At 71.0% G+C, this 20,332-nt stretch carries 16 protein-coding genes; 14 read left to right on the forward strand and 2 right to left on the reverse strand.

Translation table 11 applies throughout. The features are described from left to right. Positions 1-89: 89 nt before the first annotated feature. The gene (locus ACIDOF_RS15585) at positions 90-287 is read right to left on the reverse strand and encodes a hypothetical protein (protein WP_409006452.1); all 198 of its coding nucleotides are present in this window, start codon (positions 285-287) and stop codon (positions 90-92) included. 275 nt (positions 288-562) lie between these two features. Here ACIDOF_RS15585 and ACIDOF_RS15590 point away from each other — a divergent pair, with 275 nt between their 5' ends. Next, positions 563-1,726 carry a sensor histidine kinase gene (locus ACIDOF_RS15590; RefSeq protein ID WP_409006453.1) on the forward strand — a complete coding sequence of 388 codons (1,164 nt, stop codon included), beginning with the start codon at positions 563-565 and terminating at the stop codon, positions 1,724-1,726. Positions 1,727-1,907: 181 nt separating this feature from the next. On the opposite strand, the gene ACIDOF_RS15595 is transcribed toward ACIDOF_RS15590, so the two are convergent. Next, on the reverse strand, positions 1,908-2,966 hold the full coding sequence (locus tag ACIDOF_RS15595; protein WP_409006454.1) for a rod shape-determining protein: 1,059 nt from the start codon (positions 2,964-2,966) through the stop codon (positions 1,908-1,910). 101 nt (positions 2,967-3,067) lie between these two features. On the opposite strand from ACIDOF_RS15595, the gene folC reads away from it, so the two are divergent. The 13 genes from folC (at position 3,068) to ACIDOF_RS15660 (ending at position 20,186) form a co-directional block, all read left to right on the forward strand. Beyond that, positions 3,068-4,618: a bifunctional tetrahydrofolate synthase/dihydrofolate synthase gene (folC, locus tag ACIDOF_RS15600; RefSeq protein WP_409006455.1), complete on the forward strand. Its 1,551-nt coding sequence runs from the start codon at positions 3,068-3,070 to the stop codon at positions 4,616-4,618. Between the two features lie 4 nt (positions 4,619-4,622). Continuing rightward, positions 4,623-4,976 (forward strand): DUF4233 domain-containing protein, encoded by a 354-nt coding sequence (locus ACIDOF_RS15605; RefSeq protein ID WP_409006456.1) that lies wholly within the window; start codon positions 4,623-4,625, stop codon positions 4,974-4,976. Positions 4,977-5,088: 112 nt separating this feature from the next. Continuing rightward, positions 5,089-5,502, forward strand: coding sequence for a nucleoside-diphosphate kinase (gene ndk, locus ACIDOF_RS15610; protein WP_409006457.1), 414 nt, complete (start codon positions 5,089-5,091; stop codon positions 5,500-5,502). A 335-nt stretch (positions 5,503-5,837) separates the two neighbouring features. Next, a complete protein-coding gene (locus tag ACIDOF_RS15615; protein WP_409006744.1) occupies positions 5,838-6,857 on the forward strand; it encodes a rod shape-determining protein in 1,020 nt (339 codons plus the stop codon). 157 nt (positions 6,858-7,014) lie between these two features. Next, positions 7,015-8,091: a rod shape-determining protein MreC gene (gene mreC / locus ACIDOF_RS15620; RefSeq protein ID WP_409006458.1), complete on the forward strand. Its 1,077-nt coding sequence runs from the start codon at positions 7,015-7,017 to the stop codon at positions 8,089-8,091. 6 nt (positions 8,092-8,097) lie between these two features. Then, complete coding sequence (gene mreD, locus ACIDOF_RS15625; RefSeq protein ID WP_409006459.1) at positions 8,098-8,802, forward strand: rod shape-determining protein MreD; 705 nt, start codon at positions 8,098-8,100, stop codon at positions 8,800-8,802. Further along, on the forward strand, positions 8,799-10,979 hold the full coding sequence (gene mrdA / locus ACIDOF_RS15630) for a penicillin-binding protein 2 (protein WP_409006460.1): 2,181 nt from the start codon (positions 8,799-8,801) through the stop codon (positions 10,977-10,979). The genes mreD and mrdA overlap by 4 nt, the downstream gene beginning before the upstream one ends. Beyond that, positions 10,979-12,169, forward strand: a complete 1,191-nt coding sequence (rodA, locus tag ACIDOF_RS15635; RefSeq protein WP_409006461.1) for a rod shape-determining protein RodA — start codon at positions 10,979-10,981, stop codon at positions 12,167-12,169. Before mrdA ends, rodA begins: the two co-directional genes overlap by 1 nt. 60 nt (positions 12,170-12,229) lie before the next feature. Further along, positions 12,230-13,780 (forward strand): CHAD domain-containing protein, encoded by a 1,551-nt coding sequence (locus ACIDOF_RS15640; RefSeq protein WP_409006462.1) that lies wholly within the window; start codon positions 12,230-12,232, stop codon positions 13,778-13,780. Positions 13,781-13,852: 72 nt separating this feature from the next. Next, a complete protein-coding gene (locus ACIDOF_RS15645) occupies positions 13,853-15,778 on the forward strand; it encodes a TIGR03960 family B12-binding radical SAM protein (protein WP_409006463.1) in 1,926 nt (641 codons plus the stop codon). 271 nt (positions 15,779-16,049) lie between these two features. After that, positions 16,050-18,104, forward strand: a complete 2,055-nt coding sequence (locus tag ACIDOF_RS15650) for a restriction endonuclease (RefSeq protein ID WP_409006464.1) — start codon at positions 16,050-16,052, stop codon at positions 18,102-18,104. A gap of 96 nt (positions 18,105-18,200) precedes the next feature. Further along, positions 18,201-19,346, forward strand: coding sequence for a hypothetical protein (locus ACIDOF_RS15655; RefSeq protein ID WP_409006465.1), 1,146 nt, complete (start codon positions 18,201-18,203; stop codon positions 19,344-19,346). A gap of 48 nt (positions 19,347-19,394) precedes the next feature. After that, the gene (locus ACIDOF_RS15660; RefSeq protein WP_409006466.1) at positions 19,395-20,186 is read left to right on the forward strand and encodes a TIGR03936 family radical SAM-associated protein; all 792 of its coding nucleotides are present in this window, start codon (positions 19,395-19,397) and stop codon (positions 20,184-20,186) included. The last annotated feature ends 146 nt before the right edge of the window (positions 20,187-20,332 follow it).

The raw sequence follows: 20,332 nt of genomic DNA on the forward strand, positions 1-20,332 counted from the left end.
CGAAAGACGACCCCCGGACAGCCCCTCCGGCGATTGAGGAGCCGGGGGGGGCGGGGGCGGAGCCCCCTGAGGGTGCGGGGTGTCGGGGCTCAGCTCGCCCCGACCGACGCCGCCCGCTCCAGCGCACTCGCCGTCGGCGCCCGCGCCGGTGCCCGCGCCCGCGGCGCCGCGCAGCGCCGCGTCCAACTGCTCGCCGACGAGCGGGACTTGGCCGCGATCCACAGCAGGACCACCGTGTCGCCGAGCAGCTGCCGCGCTCTGCGGCCGGGACCTCGGGCGTACCACATGGACCACGGACCGATTGCACCTCCGCCGCCCGCCCGCCCCGCCGAACCGCGCCCTCGCCCCGGCCCCGGCCCCGGTCCCCGGAACGGGCCAGTGCGGGCGCGGAGGGTGTGCGGGGTGCCGGTGCGGGGAGCGTGTGGGCGGTGAACAGGCCTCGTGCGTACGGGGTTTCGGCCGGTGTCCGGGGTGCGCGCGGGGCGCGTGAGGTGCCGTAAATCACGTGATTCAGGACGGAAGTCCAGTGGATCGGGCCAAACGACCCCGGATGATGGAAGACATGCACATACGGTCCGCCCTCGCGGCGTTCAGCGGATGGGCGGACTCGGGCCGCCGCCTCGTCCGCCGCCGGCTGGGCCGACCGCGTGCGCTCGACGTGCTGACCGCGCTGAGCTGTCTGGCCGTGATGGCCCTGGACGTGCCGGGCCTCGCCGACGCGGACAACTCGCTCGACTCGCGCCTTGAGGCCGGGCTCGTCCTCACCGTGAGCTCGGCGACGCTGCTGGTGCGGCGCCGGGCGCCCTTGCTGGCGTACGGGGTGGGGCTCGTGCTCCTCGGGTGGCTGCACGAGCTGACCCTCGTGCAGTTCGCGCTCTACTCGCTCGCCCGGTTCCGGGGGCGGCGGGCCGGGGTGGTGGCCGGAGTGGCGTACGTCCTGGTCGCGTACGCGCTGTTCAACCTGCCGGGGTGGCCGGTGAGCAGGGCCGGGACGCCCGCCGAGTTCCTGTCCCTCGTCGTGCCGATCGGGGCGCTCGCCGTCGGCGTGGGCATCGCCGCGAACCGGCAGGACCTGGTGCGGGCCCTGGAGCGGCAGCGCGCCACGACGGCCGTCCTGGAGGCGGTGCAGGCCGAGCGGGCCCGGGTCTCGGGGGACGTGCACGACTTCGTGGGGCGGGAGTTGACGCTGCTCACGGTGCGCGCGGAGGTCCTGGCCCGGCGGGCGCGGGGCGAACCGTACGAGAAGGACTTCGAGGAGCTGTCGGAGACCGCGCGCCGGGCGCACCGGGTGCTCAACGAGATCATCGTGCAGCGCGGGTCCGACGGCGCCCCCACGCCGGGGCTCGACGGCCTGGCCGCGCTCGCCGAGGAGAGCGCGCGGGCGGGCAGCGAGGTCGGCCTCGACGTGGACGACGCGGCGCTCAGGCTCTCGCCGCTGCGCCAGGCCGCCGTGTACCGGGTGGTCCAGGAGTGCCTGACCAACGCCGCGAAGCACGCGCCCGGCCGGCCGGTCGCCGTCCGCATCGCCGTCGCCGACGGCCTCGCCCGCCTCACGGTCACCAACGCCCTGCCCGCCTCGGCCCCCGCCCGCACCCCGGTCTCCGCGGGCACGGGCACGGCGGGCATGGCGGAGCGGGTACGCAGCGTGGGCGGCACCTTCGAGGCGGGCCGCAGGAACGGGACGTACGTGGTGTCCGCGGAACTGGACGCGGGCAGCGGGGTCTGACGGGGGCGGGGTGCGCGGCAGGGCGCGGGGCGGCCCGGGGCCGGCGGTGGCGGCCCGGAACGGTCGGGGCCCGGGCGCCCGGGCCTGGTCGGGGCCCGGCGCTCAGCACGCCGCCGCAGGTCCCCGGCTTCCTTCCGGCCTGCGGCTCGTCGAGCAGGGCGGCTTCCCGCGCCGCACGGCCCTACGCGGCCGTCATCACCCGCTGCAAGGCGTCGAAGTCCTCCACGCAGCGCCCGCAGCCCAGGGCCACCGAGTCCAGCGGATCGTCGGCGACCGTGACCGGGATGCCGGTGGCCGAGGTGAGGCGCAGGTCGAGGCCGGGCAGGAGGGCGCCGCCGCCGGTCAGGACGATGCCGCGCTCCATCACGTCGCCGGACAGCTCGGGCGGGCAGTCCTCCAGGGTCGCCCGTACGGCCGCGACGATCGCCTCGACCGGCTCGTCGAGGGCGGCCCGCACCTCCTTCACGGTCAGGTCGACCGTCTTCGGCAGCCCGCGCACCTTCTCCCGGCCCCGCACCGCGAACGACCGCATCTCGAAGGCGCCCGCCCGTCGCCCGCCACCGCCCTTGTCCGAGGGGCTTTGCCCCGCCCCCTCAGATTCCGGCACCGGCCAGGCCGACCCGATCGCGACCTTGATGTCCTCGGCGGTCCGCTCACCGATGAGCAGCCCGTGCTCCTTGCGTACGAAGTCGGTGATCGCGGCGTCCAGACGGTGGCCGCCGACGCGCAGCGAGCGGGCGGTGACGATCCCGCCGAGGGAGATCACGGCGACCTCCGTGGTGCCGCCGCCGATATCCACGACCATCGAGCCGCGCGGCTCGGACACCGGCAGGCCCGCGCCGATCGCCGCGGCCATCGGCTCCTCGACCAGGTGCACGGCCCGCGCCCCGGCCCGCTGCGCGGCCTGCACGATCGCCCGCCGCTCGACCGGCGTCACCCCGCTCGGCACGCAGACGACCATGCGGGTACGGGGGCGTCGGCCCGGCACGGCCTTGCGGACGAAGTGCCGGATCATCTCCTCGGCGGCCTCGAAGTCCCCGATCACGCCGTCCTGCAGCGGCCGGATCGCGGTGATCGAACCCGGCGTGCGCCCGATGGTCTCCTTGGCCTCCGCGCCGACGGCGAGGGCGGTACGGGACCCCTCGCGCACGGCTACGACGGAGGGTTCGTTGAGCACGATGCCCTGGCCGCGGGCGTAGAGCAGGGTGTTGGCGGTGCCGAGGTCGATGCCTATGTCCATGATCGCCAAGTTTGCCCGGCGAAGCCGGGGGACGGCGGGCCCAAGGTCCCGAACCGGGCGGGTCGAACGTCCTGTCACACCCGCTCCGTAGACTGGACGGCGTGAGTGACCTCCCCCCGGCCGGCGGCCCGAGCGACGACAGCGAACCCGACTCCTTCGACGACCAGGAGCGCGAGCCCGACGCCTTCGACGGCATCGTCGAGGAAGAGACCAACAGAGACCCCGACCTCGCCGTGATCGAGGCCGGCAGCCGCACCCTGCGCGCCCAGTCGGCCCCGCCGCAGGCCGAGGTCCCGGCGCGCCCCGAGGACCCGGAGGTGGACCGGGCGCTGCGCGAGGTGGAGGCCGAGCTGGCCACCCGCTGGGGCGAGACCAAGCTGGACCCGTCGGTGAGCCGCATCCAGGCGCTGATGGACATCCTCGGCGACCCCCAGCGGTCGTACCCGTCGATCCACCTGACCGGCACCAACGGCAAGACGTCCACGGCCCGCATGATCGAGGCCCTGCTCGGCGCCTTCGAGCTCCGCACGGGGCGGTACACGTCGCCGCACGTCCAGTCGATCACCGAGCGCATCAGCCTGGACGGCGCCCCGATGACGGCCGAGCGCTTCATCGAGACGTACCAGGACATCAAGCCGTACGTGGAGATGGTGGACGCGCAAGGAGACTTCCGGCTCTCCTTCTTCGAGGTGCTCACGGGCATGGCGTACGCCGCGTTCGCGGACGCCCCGGTGGACGTCGCGGTCGTCGAGGTCGGCATGGGCGGCACCTGGGACGCGACGAACGTGATCGACGCGGACGTCGCCGTGATCACCCCGATCGACCTGGACCACACGGACCGCCTGGGCGGGACCCCGGGCGAGATCGCGGGGGAGAAGTCCGGCGTCATCAAGCAGGACGCCACGGTGATCCTGGCCCAGCAGCCGGTGGACGCCGCGCAGGTGCTCCTGAAGAAGGCCGTCGAGGTCAACGCCACGGTCGCCCGCGAGGGCATGGAGTTCGGCGTGGTCGAGCGCCAGCTCGCGGTCGGCGGCCAGCTCGTCACCCTCCGCGGCCTCGGCGGGGAGTACGACCAGATCTTCCTCCCGCTGCACGGCGCCCACCAGGCGCACAACGCGGCGGTGGCGCTCGCCGCGGTCGAGGCGTTCTTCGGCGTCGGCGGCGCGCGCGTGGAGCCGCTCGACGCGGACACGGTGCGCAAGGCGTTCGCCTCCGTGGTCTCGCCGGGCCGCCTGGAGGTCGTCCGCAAGTCGCCGACGGTCCTCCTGGACGCCGCGCACAACCCGGCCGGCGCCCGCGTCACGGCCGAGGCGATCAGCGAGGTGTTCGGCTTCAGCCGCCTCATCGGTGTGGTCGGCGCGAGCGGCGACAAGGACGTACGCGGACTCCTGGAGGCCTTCGAGCCGATCTTCGCGGAGATCGTCGTCACGCAGAACTCCACACCGCGCTCGATGGACGCGGACGAGCTGGCCGCGGTCGCCGTCGAGGTGTTCGGGGACGAGCGGGTGCAGGTCGAGCCGCGCCTGGACGACGCCATCGAGGCCGCGATCACCCTCGCCGAGGAAGAGGGGGAGTACGCGGGCGGCGGTGTCCTCGTCACCGGTTCCGTCATCACCGTCGGCGAGGCCCGACTGCTCCTGGGGAGGGGCTGACTCCATGCGCACGCTCTGTTCGTCCACGCTGATCGGCGAGTTCTTCATCATCGGCTTCGCCGGTCTCGTCGCCATGAAGGACCCGGACCTGACGATGGGCACGGTCTGGACGGTCTGCGGCATCGCCATGGCCCTGTCCGTGCTGCTCTGCGGCATGGTCACGCGGCCCGGCGGCGTGCAGCTCGGTTGGGCCCTGCAGATCGGCCTGATCCTCTCCGGCTTCGTCGTGCCCACGATGTTCTTCCTCGGCGCCTGCTTCGCGGGCCTGTGGTGGTGCTCGGTGCACTTCGGCCGCAAGGTCGACGAGGCGAAGGCCCGCTTCGCCGCCCAGGAGGAAGCGGGCGCGGACCCCGCGTGACCCACTCGGGGAAGGGCCCTGCCGCGGGCTTGACGCTGTGTAACCGTCGCTGTTCGTGGCCCTGTAGCCTCTGCGTACCCCTCTCACATCTGTACTTGAAGGAGCCGACACCGTGAGCCAGCGCACCCTCGTCCTGCTCAAGCCCGACGCCGTACGCCGTGGTCTGATCGGCGAGATCATCGGCCGCATCGAGCGCAAGGCGAACTGGACCATCAGTGCGCTGGAGCTGCGCACCCTCGGCCAGGACGTCCTGGAGCAGCACTACGGCGAGCACAAGGGCAAGCCGTTCTACGAGCCGCTGGTCGAGTTCATGTCCTCCGGCCCGGTCGTCGCCCTGGTTGTCGAGGGCGAGCGGGTCATCGAGGGCCTGCGCGCGCTCGCCGGCCCGACCGACCCGATCGCCGCCGCCCCGGGCTCGATCCGCGGCGACTTCGGCACGATCGTGCGCGAGAACCTGATCCACGCCTCGGACTCGGAGGAGTCCGCGGAGCGCGAGCTGAAGATCTTCTTCCCCTCGCTGGTCTGAACCCGTAGGTTGAACCCGTAGGTTTGACCTGCCACTTCTGACTCATCATGTGCTGATGAACCGTCAGCACACGTGTGTCCATGTCGTGGGGCGGCCGTGAAACACGGCCGCCCTTCGGCATATGCAAGCCAATCGGGGGAACGCATCCTTCCGTCGGCTCGTCCCCATTAGCGGGGCGGCGAGTCATCTGCTGACAATGGCGGAGACCCTCGCGCCGTGTTCGTGCAGGCGAGACTACGATGTAGGCCTCCACGCCACGCCACCCACCTCGCCGACCTGACAAAGCCATTGACGCTCGACTTTGGGAAGGCCAGACGCTCCTGATGGGAACCAACATGTCGTTCATCGGCCGTGACATGGCTGTCGACCTCGGGACCGCCAACACGCTGGTGTACGTCAGGGGCCGCGGCATCGTGCTCAACGAACCTTCCGTCGTCGCCATCAACACCAACACGGGCGGCATCCTGGCGGTCGGCGCTGAGGCGAAGAAGATGATCGGCCGCACCCCTGGCAACATCGTCGCGGTCCGCCCGCTGAAGGACGGCGTGATCGCCGACTTCGAGATCACCGAGCGGATGCTCCGCTACTTCATCCTCAAGATCCACAAGCGCCGTTATCTGGCCCGGCCGCGCGTCGTGGTCTGTGTCCCCTCCGGCATCACGGGCGTCGAGCGCCGCGCGGTCATCGAGGCCTCCACGCAGGCCGGCGCCCGCCAGGTGCACATCATCGAGGAGCCCATGGCCGCGGCGATCGGCTCGGGCCTCCCGGTCCACGAGGCCACCGGCAACATGGTGGTGGACATCGGCGGCGGCACCACCGAGGTCGCCGTGATCTCCCTCGGAGGAATCGTCACAGCACAGTCGATCCGCGTCGCGGGCGACGAGCTGGACAACGCGATCATCCAGCACATCAAGAAGGAGTACAGCCTCCTCCTCGGCGAGCGCACCGCCGAGCAGATCAAGATCACCATCGGTTCGGCGTACGACATGGACGCCGACGAGCACACCGAGATCCGCGGCCGTGACCTGGTCAGCGGCCTGCCCAAGACCGTGGTGATCTCGGCGGCCGAGGTCCGCAAGGCCATCGAGGAGCCGGTCAACGCGATCGTGGACGCGGTCAAGACGACCCTCGACAAGTGCCCGCCGGAGCTCTCCGGCGACGTCATGGACCGCGGCATCGTCCTCACCGGCGGCGGCGCCCTGCTCCGCGGCCTCGACGAGCGACTGCGCCGCGAGACCGGCATGCCGATCCACATCGCCGAGGACCCGCTGGACTCGGTCGCCCTCGGATCCGGCAAGTGCGTGGAGGAGTTCGAGGCCCTGCAGCAGGTCCTCGACTCCGCCCCGCGCAGGTGAGACGAGGCAAGAACAACGACATCCGCCGTACGTGCTGACACTTCGTACGGCGGATCGTTGATATAGAGGCACAAGCCCGACAAGGTGACCGCTTCCCGCGGCCGCCACATAAGCAAGAGGCACAACCATTCCGACGAGGAAGGCACGGCCGCCGCACGTGAGGGACACACGAGAGAGCCGGCTGCTCCTGGTGCTGCTGATCGCCATCGCGTTCGCTTTGATCACGGTGGACATCCGCGGCGGGGAGGACTCCCCGGTCGACGGTGCCCGGCAGGCCGCCGCGACGGTCTTCGGCCCGGTGGAGAACGGCGTATCGGCCGCGGTGAGTCCGCTCGGCAACGCCATCGAAGCGGTCCGCGACTCCGACGGCAGGCACAGCCGCATCGCCGAACTGGAGCGGGAGAACGCCGCGCTCAAGGCGAAGCTCGGCAGCGACGACCGCAACCGCAGCCGGGTGCGGCAGCTCGACCAGATGCTGAAGAAGGCCGGCGCCGGGCAGTACGGCATCAAGGGCGCCGAGGTCATCGCCATAGGAGCCGCGCAGGGCTTCTCCTGGACCGTGACGATCGACGCGGGCGCCAACGACGGCCTTCGCCGGGACATGACCGTACTCAACGGCGACGGACTCGTCGGCCGCGTCACGACGGTCGGCCCGAGCACCGCGACCGTACTGCTCGCCACCGACCCGGACTTCACCGTCGGCACCCGGATGGAGAAGACCGACGAGCTGGGCTTCGCCTCCGGCCGCGGCGACCGGAACCTCGCCGTGCAGATGCTCAACGGCAAGGCCAAGGTCAAGAAGGGCGACCGGATGGTCACCTTCGGCTCGCAGGCCGACAAGCCGTTCGTGCCCGGCGTCCCGCTCGGCGAGGTCGTGAAGGTCGACCCGACGGGCGGCGACCTGACCCGCACGGTCCACGTGAAGCCGTACGTCAGCTTCACCAAGCTCGACATCGTCGGCGTCGTCGTCGAGGCCCCGCGCACCGACCCGCGCGACAAGGTGCTGCCCGAGCCCGTGCAGCCCAAGCCCACGCCGACCGTCACCGTCACGGTCACCCCGCCAGGCCCCGGCGAGGAGGGCGAGCAGGGCCAGGGCGCGGACGGCCAGGTGCCGTCCGGCGACGGCGCCGCCCAGGACGGAGCTCAGGACGGAGCGGCGCAGGACGGAGCAGCGCAGGACGGCGCGGACCCAGGCGCCGGTGACGCCCAACAGCCTCAGGACGACCAGGAGTAAGGCCTCATGCGTTTCAACCGGATGCTCCTGTCCACCACGCTGGTGGTCGTAGCCCTCGTCGTCCAGGTCAGCGTGCTCGCCCGGCTCCATCTGCCCGGCGCCGTACCGGACTTGATGCTGCTCACCGTCCTCGGCCTCGCCCTCGTCTACGGGCACGTCGGCGGCGCCCTCATCGGCTTCGGCGCCGGACTGCTCGCCGACCTCGCGCCGCCCGCCGACCATGCGGCCGGGCGGTACGCCCTGGTCCTCTGCGTCATCGGCTATCTCGCCGGCCTCGTGAAGCCCGAGTCCGGCCAGCTGCGCTCCGCCACCGGCCCGATGGCCGTCGTCGTCGCCTCCGCCATCGGCTCCACGCTGCTGTACGCGGGCGTCGGCGCCCTCGTCGGCGACACCGCCGGAGCCCAAGTCGGCCTCGGCAGCCTGCTGTTCACCGCCACGCTGTACGACCTGCTGCTCGCCCCGTTCGTCGTGCCCGGGATCATGGCCCTCGCCAGACGCGCCGAGCACGACCCGCTCGCCGAGAGCAGCGGCTCCGGCAAGAGCAGCGAGGTCTCCACCGGCTGGCTCTCCGCGGGCACCGGCATGCGCGGCGGCCTGCGCATCGGCAGCCAGCGCGGCGGCGGCCTGCGCAACGGCAACGGCATGCGGATGAAGTCGGCCAAGGCACGTCTGGTCCGTACGGGACGCATCAAGGGGGTCAAGCGGCTGTGAGCAATATCCCGGAAACCGGACGGACGCCGCGGGTCCGGATTCGGCTCGTCATCATCCAGGTCCTCGTCTTCTCCCTCCTCCTCACCCTCGGCGGCCGCCTCTGGTACCTCCAGGTGCGCAACGGCGACGAATACGCCGACGAGGCCAACGGCAACCATGTGCAGCGCGTCGTCGACCCCGCCGTACGCGGATCGATCCTCGACGCCCGGGGCGTGCCGCTCGCCGACAACCAGACCCGGCTCGTGGTCTCCGCGTCCCGCACCGAGCTGATGAAGATGGACGACGACGGGGACGCCGTCCTCACCCGCCTCGCCGGAGTCCTCGGCATGACGCCGAAGGAGGTCGGCAACAAGGTCCGGCTCTGCAACGACGAGACGCCGCAGCCCTGTTGGAACGGCTCCCCGTACCAGCCCATCCCGATCACCGACGAGGCCACGCCGCGGCAGGCGCTGCAGATCCGCGAGCGGGCCGAGGAGTTCCCCGGCATCACCGCCGAACCCACCGCCGTCCGCCGGTACGCGGCGCCCGGCGGCGCCCAGACCTCGCAGGTCCTCGGCTATCTGTCGCCGGTCACGGACGAGGAGATCAAGGCCGCCGAGAACACCTCGTCGCCGTTCCTCCGCTCCGACCAGGTGGGCCGCTCCGGCCTGGAGCGGACGTACGACAAATACCTGCGCGGCAAGGCCGGCGTCACCTCGTACGAGGTCGACAAGCTCGGCCGGGTCATGGGCAAGACGCAGGCCGACCCCGGGACGCCCGGCTCGAACGTGGTCACCAGCATCGACGCCCGCGTGCAGCGCGTCGCCGAGTACGAGCTGAACGAGGCGATGAAGGCCGCCCGCCTGGAGACCGACAAGATCACCGGCCGGAAGTACGAGGCCGACTCGGGCGCCGTCGTCGTCATGGAGTCCAAGACCGGCCGCATCGTCTCGATGGCCTCCAACCCGGACTACGACCCGAACGCCTGGGTCGGCGGCATCTCCGGCAAGGACTACGCCAAGCTCACCAGCAAGAAGTCCAACTACCCGCTGCTCAACCGGGCCATCCAGGGCCAGGCCCCGCCCGGCTCCATCTTCAAGGTGGTCTCCGCGAGCGCCGCCGTCCGGGGCGGGCACCCCTTCGACGGCCGGTACAACTGCTCCAGCTCCTACAGCCTCGGCAACCGCAGCTTCGCGAACTTCGAGTCGAAGGGGTACGGCCCCATCAGCCTCGGCCGCGCCCTCGAAGTCTCCTGCAACACCGTCTTCTACGCCCTCGGCCACAGCGAGTGGAAGAAGGACGGCGGCAACAACCCGAAGAAGAACCCCAACGACTGGTTCTACAAGACCGCCCGCGACTTCGGCCTCGGCAAGGAGACCGGCATCGACCTCCCCAACGAGGTCTCCGGGCGCATCCCCGACCGCCAGTGGAAGAAGGACTTCTGGAAGGCCAACAAGGACGCCTGGTGCAAGCAGGGCAAGAAGAACGGCGACTACGCCGAGAAGATCGCCTTCGAGAACTGCCTGGAGGGCAACCGCCTCAAGGCCGGTGACAGCGTCAACTACGCCATCGGACAGGGCGACATCCTCGTCACACCGATCCAGATGGCCGCCGTCTACTCCGCCATCTCCAACGGCGGCACCCTCTACGACCCCACCGTCGGCAAGGCGGTCGTCAGCCCCGACGGCAAGCAGGTCGAGGAGATCAAGCCCAAGTCGCACGGCAAGCTGCCCGTCGACGACAAGACCATCGCCGACCTGAACAAGGCCCTGGCCGGCGTCGCCACCAACGGCACCGCCGCCTGGCGGTTCGGCGGCTGGCCGCACGACAAGATCCCGATGCACGCCAAGACCGGCACCGCCCAGGTCTACGGCAAGCAGACCACCGGCTGGCTGGCGACCTACACCGACGACTACACGATCGTGATGACCATCTCCCAGGGCGGCACCGGCTCCGGCTCCGCGGGCCCCGCCGTACGCAAGATCTACGACGCGATCTACGGCCTCGACGCCAAGGGCAACCAGAACCTCAAGAAGGCCCTGCTGCCCAAGCCCCAGGCGAAGCTGCCGAAGATCCAGCAGGACGGCTCGATCGACGCCCCGGAGGTCAAGCCCTACCAGCCGTCGCAGGAGGAGCCGCCCACCGAGCAGGAGCTCGCGGCCGGACTCTCCGCCCCGGCACCTTGGAGGCGTGACTGATGGCAGGCGGATTCTCCGTCCCCGGGTACGGACCCGAACGCGGCTCCTGGGCCAAGCTGTTCGCCCGTGACTCGGTCGCCCGTCGGCTCGACTGGCCGCTGCTGCTCGCGGCCGTCGCGCTCTCCCTGATCGGCTCGGCGCTCGTCTGGTCGGCGACGCGCAACCGCACCGAACTCGTCGGCGACGACCCGTACTCGTACCTCTTCAAGCACGTCCTGAACGTGGGCATCGGGCTCGCCCTGATGGTCGGCACGGTCTGGCTCGGGCACCGGACGCTGCGCACGGCCGTGCCGATCCTGTACGGCGTCTCGGTGTTCCTCGTGCTGCTCGTGCTGACCCCGCTCGGCGCGACCATCAACGGCGCGCACGCGTGGATCAACGTCGCCGGACTCTCCCTGCAGCCCTCCGAGTTCGTGAAGATCACGATCATCCTCGGCATGGCGATGCTGCTCGCAGCACGGGTCGACGCGGGCGACCGGGAGCACCCCGACCACCGCACCGTCGTCCAGGCCCTCGGCCTCGCCGCCGTCCCGATACTGATCACGATGCTGATGCCGGACCTCGGCTCGGTCATGGTGATGGCGATGATCGTCCTCGGCGTGCTGCTCGCCTCCGGCGCCTCCAACCGCTGGGTCTTCGGGCTCCTCGGCGCCGGCGCCGCCGGCGCGGTCGCCGTCTGGCAGCTCGGACTGCTCGACGACTACCAGATCGCCCGGTTCGCGGCCTTCGCCAACCCGGCCCTCGACCCGGCGGGCGTCGGCTACAACACCAACCAGGCCCGTATCGCCATCGGCTCCGGCGGGCTCACCGGCGCCGGACTCGGCAACGGCTCGCAGACCACCGGCCAGTTCGTGCCCGAGCAGCAGACCGACTTCATCTTCACCGTCGCCGGTGAGGAGCTCGGCTTCATCGGGGCCGGGCTGATCCTGGTGCTGCTCGGCGTCGTGCTCTGGCGCGCCTGCCGCATCGCCCGCGAGACGACCGAGCTGTACGGCACGATCGTCGCCGCCGGCATCATCGCCTGGTTCGCCTTCCAGTCCTTCGAGAACGTCGGCATGACCCTCGGCATCATGCCAGTCGCCGGTCTGCCGCTGCCGTTCGTGAGCTACGGCGGTACGTCGATGTTCGCGGTCTGGATCGCCATCGGACTGCTGCAGTCGATCCGGGTGCAGCGCCCCATGTCCGCCTGACCTCCGGATCCGCCGCCGCGGGGGCTGCCAACGGGCGGGCCGCGCGACTAAATTCGATTCATGGCGGAGACGAAGCGCGAGATCGAGCGGAAGTACGAAGCCACCGCAACCGGAGACTCCGACGGCCCCGGGCTGCCCGACCTGACACGGGTGCCCGGGGTCGCCGCCGTCCTGGACCGCGGCACCGTCGACCTGGACGCCACCTACTACGACACCGCCGACCTCCGCCTCGCCGCCTCCTCCCGCACCCTGCGCCGCCGCACCGGCGGGGACGACGCGGGCTGGCACCTGAAACTCCCGGTCGCCGCGGGCGTGCGCGACGAGGTGCAGGCGCCGCTCTCCGACCGGGTCCCGCGCGCCCTCGCCGGCCTCGTCCGCTCCCGCGTGCGCGACGCCGAGCTCGTCCCGGTGATCCGGCTCCGCTCCGCCCGCGACGTGCACCACCTCGTGGACGCCGACGGGGCGCTGCTCGCCGAGCTGAGCGTGGACTCCGTACGCGCCGACCGGCTCACCGCGGCCGACGGGCCCGGCGCGGGCGCCGAGAGCGCAGCGTGGACCGAGATCGAGGTGGAGCTCGCCGACGGCGGGGACCCCAAGCTGCTCGACAAGGTGGAGAAACGCCTCCGCAAGGCCGGGGTCGTCCCCGCGGGCTCGGCGTCCAAGCTGGCCCGCGCGCTCGCCGAGACCGGGGCCGCACCAGAACGTCCGCGGCGGCCGCCCGAGCCCGTGACCGCGGGGGAGCACGTCCTCGCGTACCTGCGGGCGCAGCGGGACGCGCTCGTCGAGCTCGACCCGGACGTGCGGCGGGACCTGCCGGACGCCGTGCACCAGATGCGCGTCACCACCCGCCGCATCCGCAGCGCCCTGCGCTCGTACGGGAAGGTCCTCGACCGGGCCGTCACCGGTCCGGTCGGCGAGGAGCTGAAGTGGCTCGCGGGGGAGCTGGGCGTCGACCGGGACCGGGAGGTGCTCACCGAGCGGCTGCAGGACGCCGTCGCGGCGCTGCCCCGCGCCCTTGTGACCGGGCCCGTGCGCGGCCGGCTGCGCACCTGGTCGGCGGCGAGGCGCAGCGGCTCGAAGCGGCGGCTCACCGCGGTGCTCGACGGCGGGCGCTACCTCGCGCTGCTCGACGCCGTCGACGCGCTGCTCGCCGACCCGCCGCTGCGCCCGGCCGCCGCGAAGCCCGCCGCGGACGTGCTGCCGGACGCGGTCCTGCGCGAGCAGCGGCGGCTCGCAGCCCACGTCGAGGAGGCGCTCGCCGCACCGCCGGGACCGGAGCGCGACCTCGCCATGCACGAGGCCCGCAAGAAGGCCAAGCGCACCCGGTACGCGGCGGAGCTGGCCCGGCCCGCGCTCGGCAAGCCCGCCCGGCGCCTGGCCGCGCGGATGAAGGACCTCCAGGGCGGGCTCGGCGAGCACCAGGACAGCGTGATGACCCGCCTCGCGCTGCGCGACCTGGCGGCCCAGGCGCACGCCGCGGGGGAGAGCGCGTTCACGTACGGAGTGCTGTACGGAAGGCAGGAGCGGGCGGCCGCGCAGGCCGAGGCGGAGCTCGCCGGCTGGTGGGCGGCGGCGGTATCGGCGGCGGAGGCGCTCGGCCGGACGCGTTAGTCTTGAGGGTCACCCTTCCCTCCGCGCCTTCGGCCGGGGGTGCCCGCAAGCCAGCTCACGAAGGTCGTAGTGATGCCTGCCGAGTCCGTCTTCCCTCAGCTCGAGGCGCTGCTCCCGCACGTGCAGAAGCCCATCCAGTACGTCGGTGGCGAGCTGAACTCCACCGTCAAGCCGTGGGACGAGTGCGACGTCCGCTGGGCGCTGATGTACCCGGACGCGTACGAGGTGGGTCTGCCCAACCAGGGCGTCATGATCCTGTACGAGGTACTGAACGAGCGCGAGGGCGTCCTCGCGGAGCGTACGTACAGCGTGTGGCCGGACCTGGAAGCGCTGATGCGCGAGCACAAGGTGCCGCAGTTCACGGTCGACAGCCACCGCCCGGTGAAGGCCTTCGACGTCTTCGGCCTGTCCTTCTCCACCGAGCTCGGGTACACCAACATGCTCGCGGCCCTGGAGCTCGCGGACATTCCGCTGGAGTCCAAGGACCGCACGATCGACGACCCGATCGTGCTCGCCGGCGGCCACGCGGCGTTCAACCCGGAGCCGATCGCCGACTTCATCGACGCCGCGATCATCGGTGACGGCGAGCAGGCCGTGCTCGACATGACCGAGATCATCCGCGCCTGGAAGGCCGAGGGCCGGCCGGGCGGCCGCGAGGAGGTCCTGTTCCGCCTGGCGAAGACCGGCAACGTCTACATCCCGGCGTTCTACGACGTGGAGTACCTGCCGGACGGCCGCATCGGCCGCGTCGTGCCGAACAAGTCGGGCGTGCCGTGGCGGGTGTCCAAGCACACGGTCATGGACCTCGACGAATGGCCGTACCCGAAGCAGCCGCTGGTCCCGCTCGCGGAGACCGTGCACGAGCGGATGTCCGTCGAGATCTTCCGCGGCTGCACCCGCGGCTGCCGCTTCTGCCAGGCCGGCATGATCACGCGCCCGGTGCGCGAGCGGTCGATCACCGGCATCGGCGAGATGGTCGACAAGGGCCTGAAGGCGACCGGCTTCGAGGAGGTCGGCCTCCTCTCGCTCTCCTCCGCGGACCACTCGGAGATCGGCGACATCGCGAAGGGCCTCGCCGACCGGTACGAGGAGGACAAGATCGGCCTGTCCCTCCCGTCGACCCGCGTGGACGCCTTCAACGTCGACCTCGCCAACGAGCTGACCCGCAACGGCCGCCGCTCCGGTCTGACGTTCGCCCCCGAGGGCGGCTCCGAGCGGATGCGCAAGGTCATCAACAAGATGGTCAGCGAAGAGGACCTGATCCGTACGGTCGCCACCGCCTACGGCAACGGCTGGCGCCAGGTGAAGCTGTACTTCATGTGCGGCCTGCCGACGGAGACCGACGAGGACGTCCTGCAGATCGCCGACATGGCAACTGCCGTGATCCAGAAGGGCCGTGAGGTCTCCGGCAAGAACGACATCCGCGCGACGGTCTCCATCGGCGGCTTCGTCCCCAAGCCGCACACCCCGTTCCAGTGGGCCCCGCAGCTCTCCGCCGAGGACACCGACGCGCGCCTGGAGAAGCTCCGCGACAAGATCCGCGGCGACAAGAAGTACGGCCGCTCCATCGGCTTCCGCTACCACGACGGCAAGCCCGGCATCGTCGAGGGCCTCCTCTCGCGGGGCGACCGCCGCGTCGGCGCCGTCATCCGCGCGGTCTACGAGGACGGCGGCCGCTTCGACGGCTGGCGCGAGCACTTCTCGTACGACCGCTGGATGCAGTGCGCCGAGAAGACGCTCCCGTCGTACGGCGTGGACGTGGACTGGTACACGACGCGTGAGCGCACCTACGAGGAGGTCCTGCCCTGGGACCACCTGGACTCGGGCCTCGACAAGGACTGGCTCTGGGAGGACTGGCAGGACGCCCTCGACGAGACCGAGGTCGAGGACTGCCGCTGGACCCCCTGCTTCGACTGCGGCGTCTGCCCCCAGATGGACACCCACATCCAGGTCGGCCCGACGGGCAAGAAGCTGCTGCCGTTGACGGTCGTCAAGTAGGCCTGGCTTTCCGCTGGTTGGGATGAGGTGAGGGCGACGGCGCAGTGGCTGCCGCTCGACGCCGCCTGACGACTGCCGCCGGGAGCCCCTTCGAAATGGAGGGGTTCCCGGCGCTGTGTATGGGGCCCCGCGACGTCAGTTGCCCGTGGCAAGCGCATGTCCCCAGGGGCGATTGCTCGATAAAGTCGTTTTATTGCGACAGGTTGCGGGGGCAACCGAAGTTTTCGTCGGCACGTCTACGCTGCCGATGTCCTGGGGAGGGCCTGAGCGGATGAGTCGTCGCTCTGCTGGATTCGTCAACACGTGGGCCGAGGCCCAGCGCCAGTACCAGCGCCAGATCGAAGCCGAGCGGAGGATGCTCCGCGACCAGGAGCGACAAGCGCGCGCCCACGAGCGCCGTGTCGCTCAGGGGCACCGGGAGTTCCAGCAGTCGGAGGCTCGCAGGCGTACCGCGGAGCTGGACGAACGAGTTGCGAATTTGCAGGCTCTGCTGGTCGACGGTTTTCGAGCTCCGGCCTTCCGTGCGTCGTCGTTGTTGAACGCGGAAGACGTTCCGCCTTTCGAGCCAGGTCAGTTGGCGTGGCCGGTGAGGATGCCGGACCCGAGCCAGTTCCAGGCTCAGGGTGGATGGACGGCACACAGGCGCGCACAGGCTCAGGCCGAGGCTCGATCCCGATTTGAGCACGCCTGGCACTCTGCGCAAGCCGCCGAGGCGCAGCGGCAGCAGCAACTGGCCGCAGCCCAGCGGGAATACGAGCTGCAAGCCGATGCCCTGAGGGCTGAGATTCGTCAGCACAACGCCGCAGTCACCGAGGTGACCAACGGCGTACGGCAGGCCGATCCCGAGTCGGTCGTCCGGTATTTCTCTGCTGCTCTCTACTCATCGACCGCCTGGCCGGAAGGCTTTCCGCGGCAGCTCGCCGCGGCCTTCGACCCGGCAGCGCGCCAGCTCGTGCTGGACTGGGAACTGCCGGCGTACGAAGTCGTTCCGGCTGCGAAGTCGGTGAGGTATGTGTCGTCCACGGATGAGCACAAGGAGGCCTCTCGTCCTGCGACCCAGCGGCGTGCGCTGTACCGAGAGGTCGTGGCACAGAGCATGCTGCTCGTCCTGCATCAGCTCTTCGCTGCTGATGAGTTCGGGGCTCTCCATTCGGTGGCGTTGAACGGCTTCGTGGATGCCCGCGATCCGGCAACAGGCAGGCCAGCTCACATTTTCCTGGCGACTGTGATGACCCAGCGGGACGCCTTCACCGACCTGCACCTCGATCAGGTGGACGCGGCCAGTTGTCTGACGGAAGCACTGCGCGGACAGGTGACCACCAAGCCTGATCAGCTCACCCCCGTCCGGCCCGGGCGCCGGCCCCAGGAGGTGGGCAATCAGGTCGTCACTCAGGGCGGTGGCGAAGAGCCGAACCTGTACGACATGGACCCCATCGCCTTCGAGACGCTTGTCGCTGACCTTTTCCGGGCCATGGGCATGGAGGCCGTGACGACGCAGCGCTCGAACGACGGGGGAGTGGATGTCCAGGCACACGATCCGACCCCCATCCGAGGAGGAAAGATCGTCGTCCAGGTGAAGCGTTACCGCAGCACCGTGCCGCCCACGGCCGTGCGCGATCTGTACGGCACCGTTCAGGACGCAGGCGCCAACAAAGGCGTCCTCGTGACCACATCGACGTTCGGCCCAGGATCACACACCTTCGCCCGTGGGAAGCCGCTGGAGCTGATCTCCGGCCCCGAGCTCGTCGACCTCCTGCATCGGCACGGGCTGCGCGGACAACTGGGGCAGCCTGCAACGAGGCCTGAGCAGACCGGTGTACCTGACGCTGTGCCGGAGCCCGACGACCACAACGTCCTGGGGATGATGTGGGCCGGGAGCGTGGCGCTGGACGTCTGCGCTCTGGTCTGTCGTGGCGACCAAGTCCTGGCCGAGGACTACTTCGTGTTCTTCAACAACTTGCGGACGCCGGACGGTTCCGTGCGCGCAGAGCAGCCGACCGCACCGGACAGGGCGTCGATCAAGGTTTGCTTCGACGCGCTCCCTCGGTCAGCGGACAGGCTCGTCCTCGTGGCCGCAGTGGACCCCGAGGTCAACCCGCAAGCAGACCTCTCGGGCTTCACCGACGCCTCCATTCGGCTGCTCGATCCGGATTTGCGAGAGCTCGACCGCCTCGGGGTTTCCGACGGCCGTTCCGGCGAGACGGCCTTGGTTCTCGGTTCCTTCCGGCGCAGGTCGAGCGGCGACTGGGACTTCGTCCCGGGCGGCAAGGGCTATTCCGGGGGCCTGGAGCAGCTGCTCCAGGACTACGGCATCCAAGTGCAGTAGCCACGACGTGAGCGGCATCGAGTGACGCCGGCCCACCCGTCTGACTTGGTGGGCGCCCGGTGGATCCAAAGTGGGAGTTGAAGCGTCGTCGTTGGCATGGAGCGGGAGCAGGATGTGATGACGCCGGGGGCGGGCGGGGGCTCGTCCGAGGGGTGTCTGGTGGCGGCGGTCCGGTTGCCGGTGCGGATCGTGGTGCTCGTGGTCGTCGTGCCGGTGCGGATGGTGTGGGACGCGCTGCGGGTCTGCGGGCGGTTTCTCGGGCGGCTGCTGCGGCCCCTCGGGCGGGCGCTGTTCGTGTGGCCGTGGGTGTGGGCGTACCGGAATCTGCTGACGCCGCTCGGGCACGGGCTGCTGTGGGCGTACCGGAATCTTGTCGTGGCGCCCGCGAAGTGGCTCTACGCGCGCGTGCTGACGCCGCTCGGTCATCTCCTCGCCGTGGTCACGAAGTTCGTCGGTGACGTGATCGGCTGGACGCTTGTCGCGGTGTTCGTGTGGCCGTGGGTCGGGCTGTGGCGGTACGTGCTCCTGCCGGTCGGGCGGGGCCTCGCCTGGCTCGGGCGCGTGCTGCTCGTGGTGCCGGCGGTGTGGCTGTACCGGAACCTGCTCACCCCCGTCGGGCACGGCATCGCGTGGGCGGTACGGGCGATCGGGCGCGGGCTCGCGTTCCTGTGGCGCCATCTCGTCGTCGTCCCGGCCGTGTTCGTGTGGCGGTGGCTGATCGTCGCTCCGGCGGTGTTCGTGTGGCGGTGGCTGGTCGTCGTGCCTGTCGTCTTCCTGTGGACGTGGGGCGTCGTCGCGCCCGCGGCGTTCGTGTGGCGGTGGGTGCTCGTGCCGGTCGGGCGGGGGCTCGCCGTCGTCGCGCGGGAGATCGGCGACGCGCTCGGGCACGCCTGGCGGATCGCCGGGCACGTGTCGCGCGCCGTCAGCCGTGTCCTGGGCACGCTGCTGCGGTGGGTGTTCGTGGAACCGGTGCGGTGGACGTACCGGAACGTCCTCACGCCCGTCGGCCGACTGCTCCGCGACGGCCTGTGGCGCCCGGTCGCCCGTACCGCCCGGCAGGCCCTGCACGCGGCCCGCAGCACCGCCCGCCAGGTGCGCGCCGATCTGCGCCGAGCCCTGTTCGGCGCGCCGCGTCCCGCCCCCGAGCAGGCCGTCCCGGTGGCCCACGGGGAACCGACCGCGCCCAAGACACGTACTCTAGGTAGCAGTACGACCGCATACACGAAGCTCACGAAGGACTGAACGACACTGGGCAAGCGACAGCCCGAAGGCCCGCCGCCCGCACCGGCGGTGCAGCGCATCCGACTGCGCTACACCAAGCGCGGCCGCCTCCGGTTCACCAGCCACCGCGACTTCCAGCGCGCGTTCGAGCGCGCCCTGCGTCGCGCCGAGGTCCCCATGGCGTACTCGGCGGGCTTCACCCCGCACCCCAAGGTGTCGTACGCGAACGCCGCGCCCACGGGCACGGGCAGCGAGGCCGAGTACCTGGAGATCGCCCTCACCGAGCGCCGCGACCCCGCGAAGCTCAAGGACCTGCTCGACGAGTCGCTGCCCGCCGGGCTCGACATCACCGACATCGTCGAGGCCCGCACCTCCGGCCTCGCCGACCGGCTGCAGGCCTCCGTCTGGGAGCTGAAGCTCGACGGCGTGACCGTCGAGGATGCCGAGCGCGCCGCCGAGGCGTTCCTCGCGGCCGAGTCGGTCGAGGTGCAGCGGCGCACGAAGAACGGCATGCGCAGCTTCGACGCGCGTGCCGCCGTAGCAGCTCTCGAGGCGTCCCGTCCAACTGCTGATAGGCCGGTGGACAACCCCTGTGCGATACTGCGGCTGGTTGTTCGGCACGTGACGCCTGCCGTTCGACCCGACGACGTCCTGTCCGGTCTCCGAGCTGTGGCCGACCTGGCGCCGCCGGTCCCCGTCGCGGTGACCAGGCTGGCGCAGGGGCCATTCGATGAAGAGACCGGCACGGTGACCGACCCGCTCGCGCCCGACCGCGAGGCAGTCACGGCCGCCCCGGCCGATCGCTCAGGGGCCGCCGGATCGCCCGCCGCGGCAGCGCAGGTGCCGGAAGGCTCCGCGTAGGGACGTCCGTCGTAGCGCAGCCCTCGTACTCGGGAGCCAACCGGGTCGGGCCGCGCGCTGACCACCAAGACTTTCGCCAGGCCGTGCGTACATCGCGTACGGAACCGGCGAGACAGACAAAGAGAGCTCCCGTGCGGCGCCCGCGC

The sequence above is a fragment of the Streptomyces sp. Da 82-17 genome (assembly GCF_046098215.1).
In the GTDB taxonomy this organism is placed as follows: domain Bacteria; phylum Actinomycetota; class Actinomycetes; order Streptomycetales; family Streptomycetaceae; genus Streptomyces.